At 36.8% G+C, this 20,885-nt stretch carries 21 protein-coding genes and 1 tRNA gene; 17 read left to right on the top strand and 5 right to left on the bottom strand.

Going from position 1 to position 20,885, the window contains the following annotated elements:
• Positions 1-9 precede the first annotated feature (9 nt).
• A complete protein-coding gene (locus tag QUF99_RS22470; RefSeq protein WP_289373021.1) occupies positions 10-423 on the top strand; it encodes a Fur family transcriptional regulator in 414 nt (137 codons plus the stop codon).
• Between the two features lie 35 nt (positions 424-458).
• On the opposite strand, the gene ispG is transcribed toward QUF99_RS22470, so the two are convergent.
• The 3 genes from ispG to QUF99_RS22455 form a co-directional block, all read right to left on the bottom strand.
• A complete protein-coding gene (gene ispG / locus QUF99_RS22465; RefSeq protein WP_289374743.1) occupies positions 459-1,556 on the bottom strand; it encodes a flavodoxin-dependent (E)-4-hydroxy-3-methylbut-2-enyl-diphosphate synthase in 1,098 nt (365 codons plus the stop codon).
• Between the two features lie 165 nt (positions 1,557-1,721).
• Positions 1,722-2,057, bottom strand: a complete 336-nt coding sequence (locus QUF99_RS22460) for a hypothetical protein (protein ID WP_289373019.1) — start codon at positions 2,055-2,057, stop codon at positions 1,722-1,724.
• A gap of 64 nt (positions 2,058-2,121) precedes the next feature.
• Positions 2,122-2,889, bottom strand: coding sequence for a DUF1189 domain-containing protein (locus QUF99_RS22455; RefSeq protein WP_289373018.1), 768 nt, complete (start codon positions 2,887-2,889; stop codon positions 2,122-2,124).
• 570 nt (positions 2,890-3,459) lie between these two features.
• On the opposite strand from QUF99_RS22455, the gene QUF99_RS22450 reads away from it, so the two are divergent.
• From QUF99_RS22450 to QUF99_RS22385, 14 genes are all read left to right on the top strand, one after another.
• A tRNA-Ile gene (locus QUF99_RS22450) sits at positions 3,460-3,533 on the top strand.
• A 227-nt stretch (positions 3,534-3,760) separates the two neighbouring features.
• Positions 3,761-4,372, top strand: coding sequence for a superoxide dismutase [Mn] (sodA, locus tag QUF99_RS22445; RefSeq protein WP_289373017.1), 612 nt, complete (start codon positions 3,761-3,763; stop codon positions 4,370-4,372).
• 135 nt (positions 4,373-4,507) lie between these two features.
• Positions 4,508-5,785, top strand: coding sequence for an MFS transporter (locus QUF99_RS22440; RefSeq protein WP_289373016.1), 1,278 nt, complete (start codon positions 4,508-4,510; stop codon positions 5,783-5,785).
• Positions 5,786-5,894: 109 nt separating this feature from the next.
• Positions 5,895-8,024 (top strand): peptidoglycan D,D-transpeptidase FtsI family protein, encoded by a 2,130-nt coding sequence (locus QUF99_RS22435; protein ID WP_289373014.1) that lies wholly within the window; start codon positions 5,895-5,897, stop codon positions 8,022-8,024.
• Positions 8,025-8,363: 339 nt separating this feature from the next.
• Complete coding sequence (locus tag QUF99_RS22430) at positions 8,364-9,281, top strand: PstS family phosphate ABC transporter substrate-binding protein (protein WP_289373013.1); 918 nt, start codon at positions 8,364-8,366, stop codon at positions 9,279-9,281.
• A gap of 27 nt (positions 9,282-9,308) precedes the next feature.
• Complete coding sequence (pstC, locus tag QUF99_RS22425) at positions 9,309-10,259, top strand: phosphate ABC transporter permease subunit PstC (protein WP_289373011.1); 951 nt, start codon at positions 9,309-9,311, stop codon at positions 10,257-10,259.
• A gap of 1 nt (position 10,260) precedes the next feature.
• Positions 10,261-11,127, top strand: a complete 867-nt coding sequence (gene pstA, locus QUF99_RS22420) for a phosphate ABC transporter permease PstA (RefSeq protein ID WP_289373010.1) — start codon at positions 10,261-10,263, stop codon at positions 11,125-11,127.
• Positions 11,128-11,156: 29 nt separating this feature from the next.
• Positions 11,157-11,972: a phosphate ABC transporter ATP-binding protein gene (gene pstB, locus QUF99_RS22415; protein ID WP_289373009.1), complete on the top strand. Its 816-nt coding sequence runs from the start codon at positions 11,157-11,159 to the stop codon at positions 11,970-11,972.
• Between the two features lie 87 nt (positions 11,973-12,059).
• Positions 12,060-12,716: a phosphate signaling complex protein PhoU gene (gene phoU / locus QUF99_RS22410; protein ID WP_289373008.1), complete on the top strand. Its 657-nt coding sequence runs from the start codon at positions 12,060-12,062 to the stop codon at positions 12,714-12,716.
• Positions 12,717-13,141: 425 nt separating this feature from the next.
• Positions 13,142-15,496, top strand: a complete 2,355-nt coding sequence (locus QUF99_RS22405; RefSeq protein ID WP_289373006.1) for a sugar phosphate nucleotidyltransferase — start codon at positions 13,142-13,144, stop codon at positions 15,494-15,496.
• A gap of 70 nt (positions 15,497-15,566) precedes the next feature.
• Positions 15,567-15,716 (top strand): 50S ribosomal protein L33, encoded by a 150-nt coding sequence (gene rpmG / locus QUF99_RS22400; RefSeq protein WP_001265618.1) that lies wholly within the window; start codon positions 15,567-15,569, stop codon positions 15,714-15,716.
• Between the two features lie 202 nt (positions 15,717-15,918).
• Entirely contained in the window at positions 15,919-16,488 is a 570-nt protein-coding gene (locus QUF99_RS22395) for a 5-formyltetrahydrofolate cyclo-ligase (protein WP_289373002.1), read from the top strand.
• A gap of 110 nt (positions 16,489-16,598) precedes the next feature.
• Positions 16,599-16,799 carry a YqgQ family protein gene (locus QUF99_RS22390; protein ID WP_289373001.1) on the top strand — a complete coding sequence of 67 codons (201 nt, stop codon included), beginning with the start codon at positions 16,599-16,601 and terminating at the stop codon, positions 16,797-16,799.
• Positions 16,800-16,818: 19 nt separating this feature from the next.
• A complete protein-coding gene (locus QUF99_RS22385) occupies positions 16,819-17,796 on the top strand; it encodes an ROK family glucokinase (RefSeq protein ID WP_289373000.1) in 978 nt (325 codons plus the stop codon).
• A 225-nt stretch (positions 17,797-18,021) separates the two neighbouring features.
• Here QUF99_RS22385 and QUF99_RS22380 read toward each other — a convergent pair whose 3' ends face one another.
• On the bottom strand, positions 18,022-18,195 hold the full coding sequence (locus QUF99_RS22380; protein ID WP_286121943.1) for a DUF2759 domain-containing protein: 174 nt from the start codon (positions 18,193-18,195) through the stop codon (positions 18,022-18,024).
• A 168-nt stretch (positions 18,196-18,363) separates the two neighbouring features.
• Here QUF99_RS22380 and QUF99_RS22375 point away from each other — a divergent pair, with 168 nt between their 5' ends.
• A complete protein-coding gene (locus QUF99_RS22375) occupies positions 18,364-18,993 on the top strand; it encodes an MBL fold metallo-hydrolase (protein ID WP_289372999.1) in 630 nt (209 codons plus the stop codon).
• Between the two features lie 13 nt (positions 18,994-19,006).
• Complete coding sequence (locus QUF99_RS22370; RefSeq protein WP_289372998.1) at positions 19,007-20,116, top strand: class I SAM-dependent methyltransferase; 1,110 nt, start codon at positions 19,007-19,009, stop codon at positions 20,114-20,116.
• Between the two features lie 152 nt (positions 20,117-20,268).
• Here the strand turns inward: QUF99_RS22370 and QUF99_RS22365 are convergent, their stop codons facing one another.
• On the bottom strand, positions 20,269-20,559 hold the full coding sequence (locus tag QUF99_RS22365) for an ArsR/SmtB family transcription factor (RefSeq protein WP_286121940.1): 291 nt from the start codon (positions 20,557-20,559) through the stop codon (positions 20,269-20,271).
• Positions 20,560-20,885 lie beyond the last annotated feature (326 nt).

Below are 20,885 nucleotides of genomic sequence, written 5' to 3'. Positions count from 1 at the left end.
GGGATAGTTATGAATCTGACTGAAGCTTTACGTCTTATGAAAGAAAAAGGCTATAAACACACTGGAAAAAGGGAAGAAATGTTACGTTTATTTGCGGTTCATAATCGTTATTTAACCGCAAAAGACGTTTTAGAGCATATGAAGGATGATTACCCAGGACTAAGTTTTGATACAATCTATCGTAATTTAACGGTATTTGCTGAAATTGGTGTGCTAGAGCAAACGGAATTAAAGGGAGAGAAACATTTTCGCTTTACATGTTCTGTTATGGAACATCACCATCACTTCATTTGTTTAGATTGCGGTGGTACGAAAGAAATTACATCATGTCCAATGGAGTTTATGAATAAAGACTTTACGGGTTATGAAGTAACAGGACATAAGTTTGAGATATATGGACGTTGTCCGAAATGTGCAAAATAAAAAGCTTGTCAGTTGTTAAACTGACAAGCTTTTTATTATTTTTCTTGTTTTTCTTTTTCAAGATTTGCAGCCATTTCTGCAGCGATGACATCGATTTCTTTTTTCAGTTCTTCTACCATTGTTTCTTCTGGTACTTTTCGAACAACTTTCCCTTTACGGAATAATAGACCTTCTCCGCGCGCGCCTGCGATACCAATGTCAGCTTCACGAGCTTCACCAGGTCCGTTTACAGCGCAGCCAAGTACAGCAACTTTAATTGGTACTTTAAGTGTGGAGATGTATTCCTCGACTTCATTTGCGATGCTAATAAGGTCAATTTCAATACGACCGCAAGTCGGGCAAGAAATCAGTGTAGCAGCATTAGATGCAAGGCCGAATGATTTTAATAGTTCGCGTGCTACTTTTACTTCTTCAACGGGATCAGCGCTTAATGAAATGCGTAGTGTGTTCCCGATACCTTTACTTAAAATGGCCCCAAGACCAGCGGCACTCTTTACTGTTCCTGCAAATAGTGTTCCGGATTCTGTAATGCCTAAGTGCAGAGGGTAATCGAAAGCACGTGCTGCTTTTTCATATGCTTCAATCGCTAAATTTACATCGGATGCTTTCATTGATACGATAATATCATGAAAATCTAAGTCCTCTAAAATCTTAATGTGATGTAATGCACTTTCCACCATGCCATCAGCTGTTGGGTATCCATATTTTTCTAAAATGTGACGCTCTAATGAACCAGCGTTTACGCCGATACGAATTGGAATGCCGCGCTCTTTTGCTGCATTTACAACTGCTTCAACTTTATGGCGGCGTCCAATATTCCCTGGATTAATACGTACTTTATCAATACCGCCTTCAATTGCCTTTAATGCTAGGCGATAATCAAAGTGAATATCAGCAACAAGCGGGATATTAATTTGTTTTTTAATATCAGCAATTGCATTTGCTGCGCGTTCATCTGGAACGGCCACGCGGACAACTTGACAACCGGCTTCTTCTAAACGTTTAATTTCAGCAACTGTTGCTTCTACATCATGCGTTTTTGTTGTTGTCATACTTTGTATAATTAATTCATTATTACCGCCAATTGTTAAATTGCCGACTTTAACAGGACGTGTTTTTGTACGATGAGTCATTTCATTCACGAATAGATCGCTCTCCTTATAAAAGAAGTTTCTTATTTTGCAGCCTAATATCGAGTATATTGTATGTGATATAAGACAATTAAAACCCAATTGCTCGGTTTCACTTTTACTATTGTATCAGCGGCTTTATACAATTGACAAGGATTATGTGATTGTTCATTGATATAATGGAAATTTGTAAGATTTCCCAATCTGTATTTTGGTAGCAGACGTATTTTTATTTAACTGTTTAAAATCATCGATTACCTTTTCAATAGAAGGAACTTTTTTCTTATTAATTGCTTCTGTAACTGATAAAACGGTATCACCTGTTTTTACTTCAATTGTTTTATAGGATGTATCTATCTCTTTTTTTGAAGTTTCTTTTTTTACTGGTTGAGCCGCAGTTGTTTTTTTGTATGTATTTAACATCGGCAAGGTACCAATTTTTATATCATAATAAAAAACGTAACCAAGAACTAATACAAATAAAAGCATACCAAGTCGCTTCATATTTCTCACTCCTTTGTTGAGAAATATATGCTTGTCCAAAAAAAAAATGCCAAAATGGCATTTTTTATAGTTCAGCTTTTTCTTTTGGTTTTGGTATTTCTTTGATTATTAAATAAAGGACGGTTAGAATAACAGCAGTGTAAAGAAAGAATGTTCCTGGTACATTTATTTTTAATAAGTCCATAATCATAAAGAAGACGGTTGGAATTGTATAGCTGTAAGCAGTTAATGTCCAAGTTTGTTTATAAGATAATTTACGTTGACCACTCATCGCAGAGCCGAAAAACGCTAATAATGTAACTCCAAGGAAAGATATGAATAATTGGAAGAGATAGATCAATGCTCCTATAACGAATATAAGAATTGGATAGATACTATCCACAACAGAAACAATGTCCTGAACATCTTTTTTCTCAAAAGTGGTGCCTCCCAATTCGCCATAAGAATAAGTTTGAGTTTGGTTATTATTATTAGTCACAACCTTATCTTTCAAAATGAATATTCCTTGTTGGTTGGTATATTCATTCGTATCCGTTGCTTTAGGATCAAATACGAAAATGAAGTTTCCATCTTCTTTTACAATGGGCTTGTCAATATCTGCTTGTAGCTCACCATTCACAACTTTAAAGTCAGGAATATCTTTTTCAATCGCTCGATTCACAACATTAAAAAGATCTTGAATGGCACTTCCGGTTGATATAGTCTGTGGTACGGTAGCGATCAAGCACAGTAGCATTATGTAAAGAATCGTTTTCCCGATTTTTTGAAAACGAAAGAGCGCCATGTCTTTTGGCGAATATAAGCTTTTAAATAGTTGTGTAAATATGGACATACATTCACTTCCTTAATTATGTATTATGTACTATGCGCTAATGTATAAAATCATTGTAACTTACGTATCTAAGGAATCACAAGCTATATCGTGTTTGGTATACAGTGGAACTTTCATTTATCCCGCATTAACGGGCAGTAAGACCCCCACCTCAAGATTCAGAGAGAAGCAAGGAAGATAGGTGGGGATAACTGCCCGTAAAAGCCCGATTGGTTCAACTAACCATCAGTGGGGGATGAAGAAAACCCCCACTGATGGAAGTTTCACTTTATCTCGCATTAGCAGGTAGTAATACTCACACTGACTAAAGTTTCACTTTATGTGGAGCTTAGCTCCAAGTGTCCGTTCGTGAAAGGTGAAAATACGATTGACACTTTTCTTTTTTATATGGTAAATTTATCTTACATTTCTTATCCATATACTTGGCAGTAGCTTAGTGGTAGAGCTATTAGCTGTTAAACAGGGATTGGTCGTAGGTTCGAGTTCTACCTGTGGAGTTGTTGCGGTGTAACGCAGCTGATTAGAGCGGTGAGACTTTAGGTTTAATTATCTCCGCTGCTCATATTTCTTGGACCCTTAGCTCAGCTGGTTAGAGCAGACGGCTCATAACCGTCCGGTCGTAGGTTCGAGTCCTACAGGGTCCATGTCCATTTCAAATTTTTATGACATAGGTGATATGCTTCCTTGTAGAAGGAAGCTTTTTTTATGAAATGTGTGAGCATTTTGTTTGAAAAGAAATGGGAAATTTGCTACGTTAATGATAGCAAGGCAACATGATTTAATTTGTTTTCACTCCATCATAATTGGGGTAAAATGAATTTGTATGCCAAGTCATTTTTCGGCAATACATATAAATGGGAGGAATGTAACAATGGCAAAACATGAATTACCAAATTTACCTTATGCGTATGATGCGCTAGAACCTCACTTCGACAAAGAAACGATGAACATCCATCATACAAAACATCACAATACTTACGTAACAAACTTAAACGCTGCATTAGAAGGTCATGAAGAATTAGCTGGCAAAAGCATAGAAGAATTGGTTACAAATTTAAACGAAGTACCTGAAGCAATTCGTACAGCAGTACGCAACAATGGTGGCGGACATGCAAATCACTCTTTCTTCTGGACAATCTTATCACCTAACGGTGGTGGACAACCAGTAGGTGAACTTGCATCTGCAATTGAAGCGAAATTTGGTAGCTTTGATGCATTCAAAGCAGAATTCGCTAAAGCTGGCGCAACTCGCTTCGGCTCTGGTTGGGCTTGGCTTGTAGTAAATAACGGTGAATTAGAAGTAACTAGCACACCAAACCAAGATTCACCTTTAACAGAAGGTAAAACTCCAGTTGTAGGTTTAGATGTTTGGGAACATGCTTACTACTTACATTACCAAAACCGTCGTCCTGACTACATCGGTGCATTCTGGAACGTTGTAGACTGGAACGCAGCTGAAAAACGTTACCAAGACGCTAAATAATTTCGCTTTATAATTTTTTAAAGCGAATGTTAAAAAAGCTAGGAGGCATTTTCTCCTAGCTTTTTTGTTTACTTTCTTTTACATAATTGTGTTCGTCTTTGGAAGAATAGAACATGAAGTAAAGGAGAGTTAGCTATGAAGTGGAAACATATAATTGGCGATGTTGAGGTGAATCGTGATTTAGTATTGTTACTTGTTATGGGGGGATTATACACGTTAGCGATTTCCTTATCCAATACGTTTGTTAACATTTATTTATGGAAGCAAACACAAAACTATTTGAATATTGGATTGTACAATTTGGCAAGTGTTGTAATGCAGCCGTTAACATTTCTCCTTGCAGGAAAATTGGCAAAGCGGATTGATCGTGCAATTTTACTGCGAATCGGTGTAGGAACATTAGCCGCTTTTTTTATTGTTGTTTTACTAACTGGAACACATGCCTCGCAATATATTTTATTAATCGGCAGTCTTCTTGGAATTGGATATGGTTTTTATTGGCTTGCATTTAATTTGCTTACATTTGAAATTACTGAGCCTGAAACACGTGATTTTTTTAATGGTTTTCTCGGTCTACTGACATCCTTTTCTGGAATGATTGGACCGATTGCAGCGGGATATATGATTTCGCATATGGATAAGTGGAGTGGCTATACCGTTGTGTTTGTTCTTTCGTTAACCTTATTTACAATTGCCGTTGTCATAAGCTTTTTTTTATCAAAAAGAGAATGTGAAGGGCGCTATGAAATTGTTCAAGTGTTAAAGGAGCGAAAGCACGATAAGAACTGGGGGAGAATTACACTTGCTCACTTTTTTCAAGGCTTAAGAGAAGGAACTTTCATCTTTGTTATTTCTGTATACGTCTATTTAGCATCAGGAAGTGAGTTTGCTTTAGGAAAGTATAGCTTAGTTAATTCAGCTGTATCGTTTGTATGCTACTATTTGGTTACTCGTATGCTAAAAAAGGAATGGAGAAAAAAAGCGATTTTGCTTGGCGGAATTATTTTATATGCCGTTGTATTTTTAGTCATTTTTCAAGTTACATATGTAAAATTGCTCATTTACGCAGCATGTATCGCAATTGCTTATCCAATTCTACTCGTTCCATATGGATCCATGACATACGATGTGATTGGAAGAGCAAAGAAAGTAAAAGAGTGGCGTGTCGAGTATATTGTTGTTCGTGAACTATGGTTAAATGGAGGAAGAATATGCTCGGTTTTAAGTTTTTTATGTGCAGTATCATTTTTTCCGCCAGAGAAAAGTTTACCGGTTTTATTATGTATTCTCGGAGTTGGACATTTCCTCATTTATTTTGCAGTTAGAAATGTCAAATATGAGGATCAAAAAAGGAATGGAACAAGTATTCCAGCCCCTGAAACAACACCAAATCATACCGAACGAGAAGGTTAACTTCTCTGCAATTTTATGCTAGAATAAAAGGACATGTAAAACAGTAGTGAGGACACCTGTAATAAGGTGTCCCTTTCACATTACATAGCTGTTGGTAGAGGGGGTTCGTATGAGTAAGAAAAAGAAAAAAAAGAAGACCCACGTTCCGTTTAGGCTAAACGTGTTGTTTTTGTGTGTGTTTTTAATGTTCTCAGCGATTATTGTAAAGCTAGGAATGGTACAAATTGTACATGGTGAAGATTATAAAAATGAGGTTGAGCGAAAGGAAAACTTAACGGTAAGTAACCCGGTTCCACGGGGGAAAATCTTTGACAGATACGGTCGTGCTGTTGTAGATAATACTCCTCTTCGTACTATTACGTATACAAGAATGAAGGGATCAACTTCAGAAGAACGTTTAGAAACAGCGAAAAAGCTTGCAAAGCTAATCGAAGCAGCGCCAGATAAATTAACAGAGCGTGATAAAAAAGACTATTGGATTTCTTTACATGAAAAGGAAGCAAAAGCAAAAATTACAGCGAAAGATCAAGCTGAATTTAAAGAGAAAAAAATTGATGATAAACAAATGGCAGAGCGTCAACGTAATCGCGTCACAGAAACAGAGTTGAATGAATTAACGCCTGTAGATTTAGAAGTACTGGCGATTAAGAGCAAGATGGATAGCGGATATGCGATGACGCCGCAAATTATTAAAAAAGATGTAACACCAGAAGAGTATGCAATCGTTAGTGAAAATTTAGCATCGCTACCTGGCATAGATACGACGGTCGATTGGGATCGTAATTATCCGTATAATGATATGTTCCGCACGGTACTGGGTGGTGTAACAAGCTCAGATGAAGGTTTACCAAGAGAACGGTTAGATTATTATCTTGTTCGAGACTATAATCGTAACGATCGTGTTGGTAAAAGTTATATTGAGCAGCAATATGAGGATACGCTTCATGGTACGAAGGCAGAAGTGAAAAATATTACAGATAAAGACGGTAATATTCTCGAAACAACGTATGTTTCAAAAGGACAAAGCGGTAATAATTTAACGTTAACGATTGATATGGAACTTCAAAAAAAGGTTGAAGAAATTATTGAAAAAGAAATGAAAGCAGCTAAAGCGATGGGAACGGCTCCTTATATGGATCGTGCTTTCGTCGTGATGATGAATCCGAAAAATGGTGAAGTATTATCGATGGCTGGAAAGCAGTTTGTCAATGAAGATGGAGAAACGAAAATAAAAGACTATGCACTTGGTACGATGACAAGTTCATATGAAATGGGTTCTACAGTAAAAGGGGCAACTGTGTTAACGGGTTATCAAACAGATGCGATTCAACCGGGATCTGTGCTTGTCGATGAACCGATTAAATTCAAAGGTACTCAGGTGAAGAAATCATGGAAAACATTTGGTGCAATTAATGATTTAACAGCTCTTCAGCGATCCTCTAACGTATATATGTTTAAGATTGCTATGAGTATGGCTGGCGTATCTTATGTTCCAAATGGTACGCTTAGTGTTAAAGAAAAGGATTTCGATACAATGCGTTATTACTTTAGTCAATTTGGTTTAGGAGTTCCAACCGGAATCGATTTGCCTAACGAAGTAGCTGGTGTAAAAGGTATGAATGGACAAGCTGGTAAATTGCTCGATTTAGCGATTGGACAGTATGATACGTATACACCGCTTCAATTAGCACAATATGTATCTACAATTGCAAATGGTGGATATCGTATGAAGCCGCAAATTTTGAAAGAAGTACGCCAACCAACGACGAAACCAGAAGATATAGGCAAAGTTGTTCAGTCTGTGGAACCGCAAATATTAAATCGTATCGATATGAACCCAGATTACATTAAACGAGTTCAAGATGGATTTAAGATGGTAACGCAAACACATGATGGTACAGGTTACAGTAATGGTGGCTTTGCAGGTGCGACATATGATCCGGCTGGGAAAACAGGAACTGCGCAGGCTACGTATGCAGGTCCAGATAAAACTGTTAGAGAGCGAAATGGTGGTCAATCACCAAACACCTGGAACTTAACGTTCGTTGGATATGCTCCTGCATCAGATCCTGAAATTGCTTTCTCGGTTGTTGTTCCTTGGTTATCTAATGATCAAAACCCAGTTAATAAAAGAATTAGTCGTGAAATTACAGACGCCTACTTCGACTTGAAAAAACAAGAAGTAACAGGTGAAGCGCCAAAAGAAGAAAAAGGAAAAAAAGCGAACGAAGAAGAGTAAAAAATATATAAATTTGGCACACTATCTGAAAAGATAGTGTGCTTTTTTTTTATCTCTTGCATATATTTTAGTAGTGGTGGACAAGCCGATAGCGTGAGCACAGCGATTTTGAAATAGAAAATGAGAAGTTTAGTAATACCTCCACCTCAAAGTTCAGCAAGAAGCAAAGAAGTTAGGTGGGGGATAAAGAACCCCCATTGATCAAAGTTTCACTTTATTGTAGTACGCTATGTTGAACTTTACAAAACTTTTACAAATTATTAAAACCGAATTAATAGTTCGGCATTATTCTTATATTTGTAACCCTGTTATTCAGGATACTTCTAGGAGGAAACACACGTGAAATGCATGAGGAAACATATAAAGGTTCTGGTGATATCAACATGTTTCATTTTTTCTTGTATACCTAGCGGATATGCGGCTGATGGAATGGGGGAAGTGAAGATTGATGGATCCTCAACCGTTTTCCCCATTATGGAAGCAGTAGCAGAAGAATATACAAAGAAAGAGCCACGTGTAAAAATTTCTATTGGTATATCTGGGACAGGAGGAGGGTTTCATCGTTTTGGAAAAGGTGAAGTGGATATTAATAATGCTTCACGCTCGATGAAACAAGCCGAAAAGAAATTCATGAAAGAAAAATCTATTTCGTATACACCGTTTGAAATTGCTTATGATGGTCTCACAATGATCGTGAATCGTCAGAACACATGGGCAGATAATATGACGATAGAAGAGTTACGCCTGTTATGGAGCGAAAATGGAAAAACGAAAAGATGGTCACATATTCATCCGAAATGGCCCCATGAAAAGGTACAATTTTACGCACCAGGTGTAGATTCAGGCACATATGATTATTTTCAAAGTACCGTCTTGCAAAACAATCGTCTTGCAAAAACGGTTTCTTTATCTGAAGACGATCATGTAATCATTCAAGGTGTGATGCACGATCAAAATGCAATTGCATTTGTTGGATATGCGTACTATATGGCGAATCGAGATAAAGTAAAAGCAATAAAAGTAAACGGTGTATTGCCAACAAAAGAAACCATTCAATTTGGGACATATAAACCGCTGTCCAGGTCATTATATGCTTATGTAAATCATGCTTCTATTCGAAATAAGAATGGTGTGGCAGATTATGTATCATTTATGATGCGACATGGGGGAAGGCTTGTTGAAGAAGTTGGTTATGTAAAGTTACCGCAATACAAATATAATGAACAGCTGCGAATGTTAACAGAAATACAAAGATAACGTTGAGATGGAAAGGGGTTTTCATCTTTGGCTCGTAATGACAAGAGTCAGATTACAATTTCTGTTCAACATTTGATTGAAAGAAATACAATCAAAAGAAAAAAAACGCAGCGAATCAATCAAATGGTTCCGTTCCTATTAAAGATCATTGCTAGCATATCTATCGTTACAACAATTGGAATTATTGTTACGTTAGCGAATGAAACAGTCATGTTTTTTCGTGAAATACCGATTTATTCGTTTTTCACAGAGAAAGAATGGTTACCTTTTTTTGAAGATCCAAAGTTTGGTGTGTTACCACTCATATGTGGAACGGTACTTGTAACAACCATTGCTATGGCAGTTGCCATTCCAATTGGATTGGGATGTGCCATATTCTTAAATGAGTATGCTTCAAACTTTGTAAGAAAAGTACTAAAGTCATTGTTGGAACTATTAGCGGGCATTCCTACAATTGTATATGGTTTTTTTGCTTTAACGGTTGTAACACCTAGCTTACAGCGTATTATTCCAGACTTACAGTTTTTCAATGCGATTAGTCCCGGTATCGTCGTTGGGTTTATGATGGTGCCAACGATCGCTTCTCTTTCAGAAGATGCGATGAGGGCTGTGCCACGCGGGATAAGAGAAGGTTCATTTGCTTTAGGAGCGACTCGTTTTGAAACGGTGCGACAGATTATATTTCCAACTGCTTTCACGGGCATTATGGCAGCTATCGTATTAGCAGCTTCACGTGCAATTGGAGAAACGATGATCGTTGTGATTGCAGGTGGTTCAACGCCGAATGTATCGCTTGATCCGACGCATTCCATTCAAACGTTAACAGCTTACATTGTACAAGTGAGTTTAGGAGATGCACCTCATGGAACGATCACATACTATAGCATGTATGCTGTAGGAGCGACGTTACTTATGTTTACACTAATTATGAATATGATTTCACAGCAGATTATGCGTCGCTTTAAGGGGACGATATAAGATGGGAATGTTAAATCATAAGAAAATAAAAAGAAATATGGTAGCTCGTTTTTGGAAAGATCGAATGTATAAGTCGCTTTTTTATATGGCAATGTTATTTTCGATTTGCATATTGGTCTTGTTGCTTTATCAAATTTTTGAGAAGGGTATGGGTTACCTTTCATTGGAATTTTTGATGAACTTTGCTTCACGTAATCCGAAGCAATCTGGTATTGCAGCTGCATTGGCAGGAACAATTTTATTTATGAGTATTGTCATACCGGTTTCTTTTTTATTTGGTGTAGGGACAGCTCTTTATTTAGAGCATTATGCGAAGCAATCTGTAATGACAAGGATCATACAGTTAAATATTCAAACACTGGCTGGTGTGCCATCTGTTGTGTTTGGATTGCTTGGTTTAACCATTTTTGTATATGGTTTTCAGTTAGGTGAGAGTATATTAGCGGCAGCGCTCACAATGAGCCTGCTCGTGTTACCGACTGTTGTGGTGGCGGGACAAGAGGCAATTCGTATGGTGCCACATTCCTTGTTAGAGGCTTCGTATGGAGTAGGGGCAACGAAATGGCAAACGATGTATCGCATTGTGTTACCAACTGCTTTGCCGGGGATTTTAACGGGCTGTATTTTGGCATTATCGAGGGCGATTGGAGAAGCTGCACCGCTTCTTGTTATTGGGGCACTTGCTTTTGCAAATTATATCCCACTTAATATGTTTGATAAATTTACTGTTTTACCAATTCAAATTTTTAATTGGATGAGTAGACCACAAGAGGAATTTCAACACGTAGCAGCAGCAGGTATGATTGTTTTATTAATATTGTTGCTCTTCATGAATGCAGTTGCCATATGGGTACGAAATCGTAAGTAAGCAGGAAGTGGATGAAAGGGGAATTCAAAATGGTAGCAACGATAGTAAATGTACAGGTGAAAAATGAAGCGAAAGTTACACCAGCAACGAAGAATGTTGTATTTGATACAAAAAATTTAAACTTATGGTATGGGGAAGATCATGCATTAAAAGATGTGAACTTAAGTATTCATGAGAATGAAGTAACGGCAATCATTGGGCCAAGTGGTTGTGGGAAATCAACGTATTTAAAAACGTTAAACCGTATGGTAGAGTTAGTGCCGATTGTTCGAACAACTGGAGTAATTGAGTATCGAGATCGAAATATTTTTGAAAAATCATATCCTGTTGAAGAACTACGTACGCATGTTGGAATGGTATTCCAAAAACCAAATCCATTTCCAAAATCCATCTATGAAAATGTTGCATATGGGCCGAAAATTCATGGTGTTCGTGATAAAAAAACACTTGATGAAATTGTTGAAAAAAGTTTACGTGGTGCGGCGATTTGGGATGAATTAAAAGATCGATTACATGATAATGCATATGGCTTGTCTGGTGGACAACAACAACGTTTATGTATTGCACGTTGTTTAGCGATTGAACCAGATGTAATTTTAATGGATGAACCGACATCAGCGTTAGATCCAATTTCTACATTAAAGGTTGAAGAATTGATCCAAGAGTTAAAGAAAGATTTTAGTATTGTAATTGTAACGCATAATATGCAACAAGCGGCACGTATTTCTGATAAAACAGCTTTCTTCTTAAGTGGTGAGGTTGTTGAATATACAGATACGAATAAATTATTTACAACTCCAACAGATAAACGAACAGAAGATTACATTACAGGACGATTCGGTTAATACTGTCCTTTCTATGACATGAGAGAAAATGCCCCTCTTATTATTAAGGGGCATTTATTACTTTTAACAGTTAAAGGAGGAAATAACGTGGTACGGGAACAATTTCATTACGACTTACAAACATTGCAACAAAAGGTTATTGAACTTGGTGAATTGGCAAGAGAAGCACTTTCTATTGCGATGGAAGGGCTTCGTACAAGAGATGTAGAAAAAGCACTTGAAGTAATTGATGGTGACTATCGTATGGATAATTTGGAAGAGGAGATTAATGATCTTGCACTTATGTTAATTACAAAGCAGCAACCTGTTGCAAGTGATTTACGAAGAATTTTTATTTCGATTAAAACAGCAACGGATATAGAGCGGATTGCAGATCATGCGGTAAATATTGCAAAATCAACCATTCGACTTGGAGAAAAAGATGTATCTGTTAGCCTGCAGAGTATAGAAGAGATGTATACGATTGCAACGGATATGTTAGATTTGGCATTGAAAGCGTATCAAGAAGAGAATTTAACATACGCTAAAAAAATTGCGGAAATGGATGATTTCGTTGATGAAATATACGGGAAAGCGATTCGTGAATTTATATCTTCCGTTCCACAGCATCCTGAAGCGATTACACAAATTACACAGCTATCTTTTATTGCGCGTTACATGGAACGAGTAGCAGATCATACTACAAATATTGCTGAAAATGTTTTCTATTTGGTGAAAGGGAAACATTATCTGTTAAACGAATAACAGGGGGACTAGCAGGTGATGCTCTATCACCTGCTTTTTTTAGTCAAAACATGACAAAAAAAGCTCGTTGTCTCCTGCTATCTATGATGATAAGATGTATGATAATGTGTGATATAGCAAGGTAATTGTTAGATGAGGGAACCGGATTTTTATGAGTACAGCAACTAAATATATGTTATTTATCCCGCATTAACGTGCAGTAATCCTCCCTCAAAGTTCTGCAAGAAGCAAAGAAGCTAGGTGAGGAATAAACTGCTCGTAAAAGTCCGATTGATGAGGGCTAATGATCAGTCGGGACGAAAAAAGAAAGCGTTTACTTTTCTGAGGGTGTAACAGAATAAAACGAAAGAGTTAATTTCTTCATAAGTGACATACATATGTTATACAAAGTCGTTCAACATTATAAAAGTGGAGGATGAATGTATATGAAGGGGGTTATTTTAGCAGGAGGAAAAGGAAGGCGTCTAAGACCATTAACATGTAATCTTCCAAAACCAATGTTACCGTTAATCGAAAAGCCGGTAATGGAATATAGCATTGAATTATTGAAATGTCATGGTATTAAAGAAATCGCGATTACTGTTCAGTATATGAGTACCGCTATTCAACATTATTTTGGTGATGGTAGTAAATGGGGAGTAAAGTTGCATTACTTTGAAGATTCTCCACCGCTTGGTACGGCAGGAAGTATCAAACAAGCTGAGGAGTTTTTAGATGAACCTTTTGTTGTCATTAGCGGAGATGCATTAACTGATTTTGATTTATTAGAGGGAATTGAATTTCATCAATCTAGTAATCGAATGGTTACAATGTTTGTCAAGGAAGTACCAAATCCACTTTCATTTGGCTTAGTTGTTATGAACGAGCAACATGAAATTGTACGATACATTGAAAAGCCAAGTTGGAATGAAGTGATTTCAAATGTTGTAAATACTGGAATTTATATTATGAACCCCGAAATTTTTTCTTACATTCCACCGGAGCAATTTTTTGATTTTAGTCATCATGTATTTCCTTTATTAGAAAATAAAAAAGCGATGTTTGGATATGTAGCACAAGGATATTGGTTAGACATCGGTACGTTTGAACAATATCGACAAGCACAATTTGATTTACTTACGAAGAAAGTGCAAGTGCCGATTTCTTATACCGAAGTGCTACCAATGGTGTGGATGGGCGAAGAGGTAACGATTGAAAAGGGGACGAAAATTCACGGACCTGCTTTTATTGGAGAAAGAGCAACGATTGGAGCGGGCGTTATTATTGAACCTTATTCTATCATCGGTAAGCAAAGTATTATAGCAGATTACACGCACCTTAAAAAAAGTATTGTACTTTCGCATACGTATGTAGGAAAACGCTGTGAGTTGTTGGAAACGACTGTTGGAGAAAGTACAGTTATTGAAGAAGACGTTACTTTATTTGAGCAAAGTGTTATAGCGGATCGTTGCCGGATTGGAAAAAATACAGTGATAAAACAAAATGGAAAGGTATGGCCCTATAAAGTCATTGATAGTCATTCTATTATTGCTTCATCTGGGATTACTGAACGTGAGAATACATCAGGTTGGTTACAAAAAAGTCGTGTAGTAGGCAGGAGTAATATAGAGATTACACCTCAAGTCGTTGTGAAAGTAGCAATGGCATATGGTTCTCTTTTTTCGAAAGGTGAGCGTATACTGGTTGGGAGTCAAACGGATGTAGCAGCAGATGCTTATAAAAAATTATTTTTACATGCGATTCATAGTGTCGGCGTGGATACGATGGAGTGTCAAGAAATGAACGACTCGGCCTTTCGATATACGATTAGCGAATTGGGATGCTCAGGAGGAGTTTTTGTTCGTCAAGAGCAAGAGGAAGGAATTGTGATAGAGCTGTATGGGAGGCAAGGAACGAGGTTATCGTATAAACAGCAAAAAGAGATCGAGCACTTGTATATGTCAGAGTCATTTCATTACGTATACAATAAAGAAATAGGACGAAATGAAGTGGTGCATGTTTGTTTAGAAAAGTATGTTGAAAAAGTAGCTTCTTATTTAGATATTGCTAGCATACAAAAGCAACAGTTTCACCTACTCGTCAATAAACGGGATGAAATGTTTCAGCCGTTACTGTTATCTTTCTTGCAGAAACTTGGTTGCACGATAACGTGGATTTATGCGGATGGACAAAAAGACCACATTAAATTACTAATGAAGTCTAGCAGGGCTCATATGGCCCTCATGGTTTACGAACAAGGAAGTACATTTGAATTATATGATAATCAAGGTAAAATTTACCGGAATACAAATTGTGAAGAAATAGATGTACCGGATTTATTACTTGAGACAGCCGAATGTGTATATCCATTATCACTAAAACTAGGGGAGTGTTATCTTCTTTTTTATATGCATAATGAGAAAAATGAGTCTCAGACAAGGTGGCAGCAAGATATTTTATATCGCATCGGAAAATTATTTGAATTGATTGCAAGGCAAGGGAAAACTGTATCCGTTATGTTAGAGCAATCTTCGCCGCTATATTTATTATGTGATGAAGTTGTGTGTGCGTGGAAAGAAAAAGGGAAAGTAATGGGAATGTTATTGCAAGATATGGAAAAAAGAGAAGTAGAAATATTAGAAGGAATACAGTTCAAATATACAGAAAAAGAGTGGTCGTATATAGTTTCTGATACAAAACAACCTAAATTTCTTGTATATTCTCATGCGAGAAACCCAGTAATAGCAAAGGAAAATATGAAAACTCTTATAGAAAAAATTAGACAATATCAAAAGGTGTAGAATTTTTATTTTAAAAGTGGTATTATGGTATAGTCTGATTTAAGTTATTAGTGACTGGAGGGAAATAAGAATGCGTGTAAATATTACTCTAGCATGTACAGAATGCGGAGATCGTAACTATATCTCAAAGAAAAATAAACGTAACAACACTGAGCGTCTTGAGCTTAAAAAGTATTGCAAGCGTGACAAGAAGTCTACGTTACACCGTGAAACAAAGTAAGCAGTAGGAATATTTTCCTACTGTTTCTTTTTTATCTTGCACTAACGGGCAGTAATACCCCCACCTAAAATTGATGAGGCACCAAAAAAATTAGGTGGAGGATTAACTGTCTATAAGAGCCTGATTGGTGAGGGCTAATTCTCAGTGAGGAATGAAGAAAACCTCCACTGATAAAAGTTTCACTTTATAGGGGGAGAATCGTGTGAAAGAGGAGAAAATACGATTACGTAAACAAATATTAAAACAAATGAATTCTTTACCGAAAGAACAGTACAAAACTTTATCAGAACAAATTGTGGCTTCTTTATATGAACAAAAAGAATGGATAGAAGCAAAAACAATTGGGATTACTCTTTCAATGGAACACGAAGTGAATACATATGAAATGATTGAAAAGGCATGGCGAGAAGGGAAAAAGGTTGTTGTCCCAAAGTGCAATCGAAAGACAAGAACGATGACCTTTTATCAGATTACAGACTTTGAACAGTTAGAAACCGTATATATGAATTTACGCGAACCGATACCTTCTATAACAGAAGAAGTGGAAGCACAAGAGATCGATCTTCTTTTTGTGCCTGGGGTTGCTTATACAAGACGAGGAGATCGTATTGGATACGGTGGGGGCTATTATGATCGTTACCTTGTAAACTATAAAGGGAAAACGCTATCATTGGCTTTCGGATTTCAAATTGTCGAAAATATTCCAATGGAACCATTTGATCAAGTCGTACAAAAAATTATTACAGAAAAAGAAACAATTGTTCAATTTTGACTTGTATAGACAAATAAAAATTGACGAGGCTTTTTCTTGTTGATTATAATAAAATATGTGAACGTTTTCTTATTATATTTCTATAATAAGTGGATATAGAGGGTGATGACATGATATCTATTTATGATATTCAGCAATTACTAAAAAAATTTGGAACGATCATTTATACAGGGGATCGAATTGCAGATTTACAATTGATGCAAGATGAGCTTCGTGAATTAAATCAATCACAGCTGATTGAGCCAAGAGACTATCAAACAGCCTTATTTTTATTGAAGCAAGAGATTCAAAAAGAGATGAACAAGAAATAGATAAAGGTAGGTTAGCGAAATGGAAGAAAAATGGTTAGCTGGCGTTGATCTCGGTGGGACAACGATTAAATTAGCATTTATTAATGTATACGGTGAAATTTTACATAAGTGGGAAATCCTAACAAATAAGAGTGAGCAAGGGAAACATATTACATTAGATGTGGCGAAGGCAATTGATAAAAAGTTAGAAGAACTAGGAGAATTAAAAAGCAAGCTAATCGGTATTGGTATGGGTGCTCCTGGTCCTGTGCATGTAGCTTCTGGAACAATTTATGAAGCGGTTAACTTAGGGTGGAAAAACTATCCGTTAAAAGACTTATTAGAAGTAGAAACAGGTTTACCTGTTGTTGTTGATAATGATGCAAACCTTGCGGCGCTTGGTGAAATGTGGAAAGGTGCTGGCGAAGGAGCGAAAGACCTTGTTTGTATGACACTTGGAACAGGTGTTGGCGGTGGTGTAATTACAAATGGTGAAATTGTACACGGTATAAGCGGTGCTGCTGGTGAAATCGGACATATTACAGTGATGACAGAAAATGCATTTCCTTGTAACTGCGGCAAATCTGGATGCTTAGAAACAGTATCTTCCGCAACAGGTATCGTACGTGTTGCCATGCAAAAATTAAAGGAGACAGAAGAAGCAAGTGTACTTCGCTCTATGCTAAAAGAAGAGGGACGTATCACATCTAAAGATGTTTTTGAAGCACTTGGACAAGGTGATGCTTTAGCAGCTCAAGTTGTTGAAAAAGTAGCTTCTTATTTAGGATTAGCAGTAGCTAACCTTTCTAGTACGTTAAACCCAGAAAAGATTGTAATCGGTGGTGGCGTATCGAAAGCAGGCGATGCATTACTGCAACCAATTCAACGTTATTTTGAGCAATATGCATTCTCACGTGCTGTGAAGAGCACGAAGTTAGCAATTGCAACACTTGGTAACGATGCAGGTGTGATTGGCGGAGCTTGGCTTGTAAAGAAACATATGTATGAAGCGAAATAAAGTGAAACTTTACTCAGTAGGGGACTTTATCCCCCTACTCCGTATTAGCCCTGACCAATCGGGCTTTTATGGGCAGTTTATCCCCTACCTAACTTCTTTGCTGTCTGCTGAACTTTAAGGTGGGGGTATTACTGCTCGCGAATAGCGGGATAATGAGAAAAGGAAGGGAGAACCCTTCCTTTTTTTATGCGAAAAATCATGTTGGATAGTAGAACTGTAAGTGAATTAATGAGTTGGTGGGTAGCCATTACCGAGGACAGTCATGATTGTAAACCACCCGAAAACAAGTACGGTTGCGACAGAAAAACCACCCGCCAGCATATTTTTTTCACGTAACGTTCTAAGAGTAGCGAAGACAGCTAACAGAGTGACTAACGCAAAAATGATAACTAGACCCATACATATCCCCCTCTGCTCTCTCATTCTTTCGTTTGAGTTTTTGTAATATTTCTTCATTTTAATTGTACATGTTTTACAAAAGATTGTCGAGGTAACATCGTTTCTTTTCCTAAGAGAAAGAAATGTTGTATCATAAAAGTAAGTTTAACAACTGGAGGAGATCAAAAAATGAAGTGGATACAAATGCCATTAGGCCCATTACAAACAAATGCATATATTTTAAGCAATGAACAAAAAGAATGTATTATTTTCGACCCAGGTAGTGAGGGTGAGAAACTTGTAACGTATTTGAAAGAAGAACAATTAAAGCCGCTAGCTGTGTTGTTAACACATGCTCATTTTGATCATATCGGTGCGGTCGATGCAGTGCGAGATGCCTTTCAAATTCCGGTATATGTGCACAAAGTAGAAGCGGATTGGTTAGGAGATGGTGCTGTAAATGGTTCACAAATCTTTATGATGAATCGTAGTATTACAGCAAAGCCAGCTGACCATATGATTGATGAAGAAGGAACGTTAACAATTGGATCTTTTACATTTGAAATGTTTGAGACACCAGGGCATTCTCCAGGAAGTATCTCATATTATTGTAAAGAGGCAAATGCCGTATTTTCAGGAGATGTATTATTCCAAATGAGCATTGGTCGTACAGATTTACCGGGTGGTAGTTTTGCCGAATTAATTGGAAGTATTGAAGAAAAATTATTTGTATTACCTGATGATACCGCAGTATTATGTGGACATGGTCCAGAAACAAATATTGGTTTTGAAAAAGAAAATAATCCATTTTTACAATAAGGAGTACAGAAGGATGGAGCACGTTCTAAGAGGAGCGATGAAGAGGGAGATAGATTACTCAATTTCATATTGTACATATATGAGCCTTGCATTATATGATGCTGAGCACGGATATTATATGAAAGAACGTGAGAAGATCGGGAGAGAAGGGGATTTTTTTACAAGTAGTAATGTCTCTTCTGTATTTGCGAAGACGTTCGCTCGTTTTTTTATTCGGCTTGTAGAAAACGGGGAAGTTCCTCCTCACTTTTGTGAAATTGGTGGAGGAACAGGGAAATTTGCCTATGATGTTTTACAGGAATGGCAATCACTATCCCCGGAAACGTTTGCGAACTTACGTTATTCCATTATTGAAGTGAGTCCCTTTCATAGAAAGCTACAAAAACGTCAACTTTCCTCATTTCAACATGTTTCACAATATACATCCTATGAGGAATTAGGAGATTCTTTTGCGGGTATTGTTTTTTCAAATGAATTGTTTGATGCGTTTCCTGTTGAAGTTATTGAGAAGCGAGGGAGCAACTTGTATGAAGTGCGCGTTACTTATAATGATGAAGGTGAGCTTACGGAAGTGCTACGACCGCTTAAAGATGAAGCAATACGGTGTTATTTACATAGGCATCATATAGAACTCTATGAAGGACAGCGCTTTGAAGTGCCAGTTGCTATGGAATTTTATATACAAGGGATTACAAAATGGCTCGCAGAAGGACTTTTCATAACGGTTGATTATGGGTATACAAATGCAGAATGGATGCATCCTGCGCACCGACAGGGGAGCTTACGTGGATATTATAAGCACAGGCTTGTTCATAATCCACTTCGATATCCAGGAGAGATGGATATAACAACACATATTCACTGGGATGAATTGAAAGAAATTGGAGAAGAGCGAGGCCTTCATACAGTATGGCATACAAAGCAAAGAGAGTTTTTACTAGCAGCGGGTATATTTGAACAGCTAGTGGATCATCAAGACCTTGATCCTTTTTCTGAGAAACAAAAACAAAATCGAGCGATTCGTTCCATGATTTTGCAAGGTGGGATGAGTGACGCCTTTGATGTTGTTGTGCAGAAAAAAGGTATACCACATTTAAATTTGAATCGTTATTTGTATGTATAGTAAAAAAAACAAGACACAGAAATTTGCTGTGTCTTGTTTTTTGATACGACTTTAGGATATATAGTATTGTATATTTTCTCTCATGATATATATTTATATTAAAGATATGAGATGGAAAATATAGAATACGTCCCTTTTTTGTTTGGTTACCCCTAACCTAGTAATACACGAACAAGTTGAATGATTGTTTCATTTTCTACTTTGTAGTAAATTTCCAATCCTTTTCTTTCACTTGAAACAATTTTAGCACTTTTTAATTTTGCTAAATGTTGTGAAATTGTGGATTGTGGCATGTTTAAGCCAGTGTACATTGTAGAAACGTTGCTTGGACCACGTTCAATTAATCCTTTTACAATACATAAGCGAACAGGATGAGCAAGAACTTTCAATAGTTCTGCATTGCTTTCATATACTTCTAATTCCTTTTGAAAGGTTTCTAACATGTTCTTTTCCACCTCCATGTGGCTGTTATACCATACTATACATACCAAAAATCTAAAGAAAAGAAAATAGTTGTTGCAGAAAAAATGCTCTAAAGTAAAGAAACTGTAAGAAAAGAGACCATGATGTAAATAAATTAGATAAATTTGTAGGTTTTGTAACAAGCCGTTTTTTTAATAAAAGGAAAGATATGTTTTGAAAGTAAGACGATATAGCTATACTTATATCACGATTTTATCATGATTTTTTCGTTCTTTCAAATTAATATACAAAATTTTTTAAATAATAAGAAAAAGGGATTTGTTATTATTTTATAGAATATAAATCT

The sequence above is a fragment of the Bacillus sp. DX4.1 genome (assembly GCF_030348195.1).
GTDB lineage: Bacteria > Bacillota > Bacilli > Bacillales > Bacillaceae_G > Bacillus_A.
This window is presented reverse-complemented; position numbering and strand designations above follow the sequence as displayed.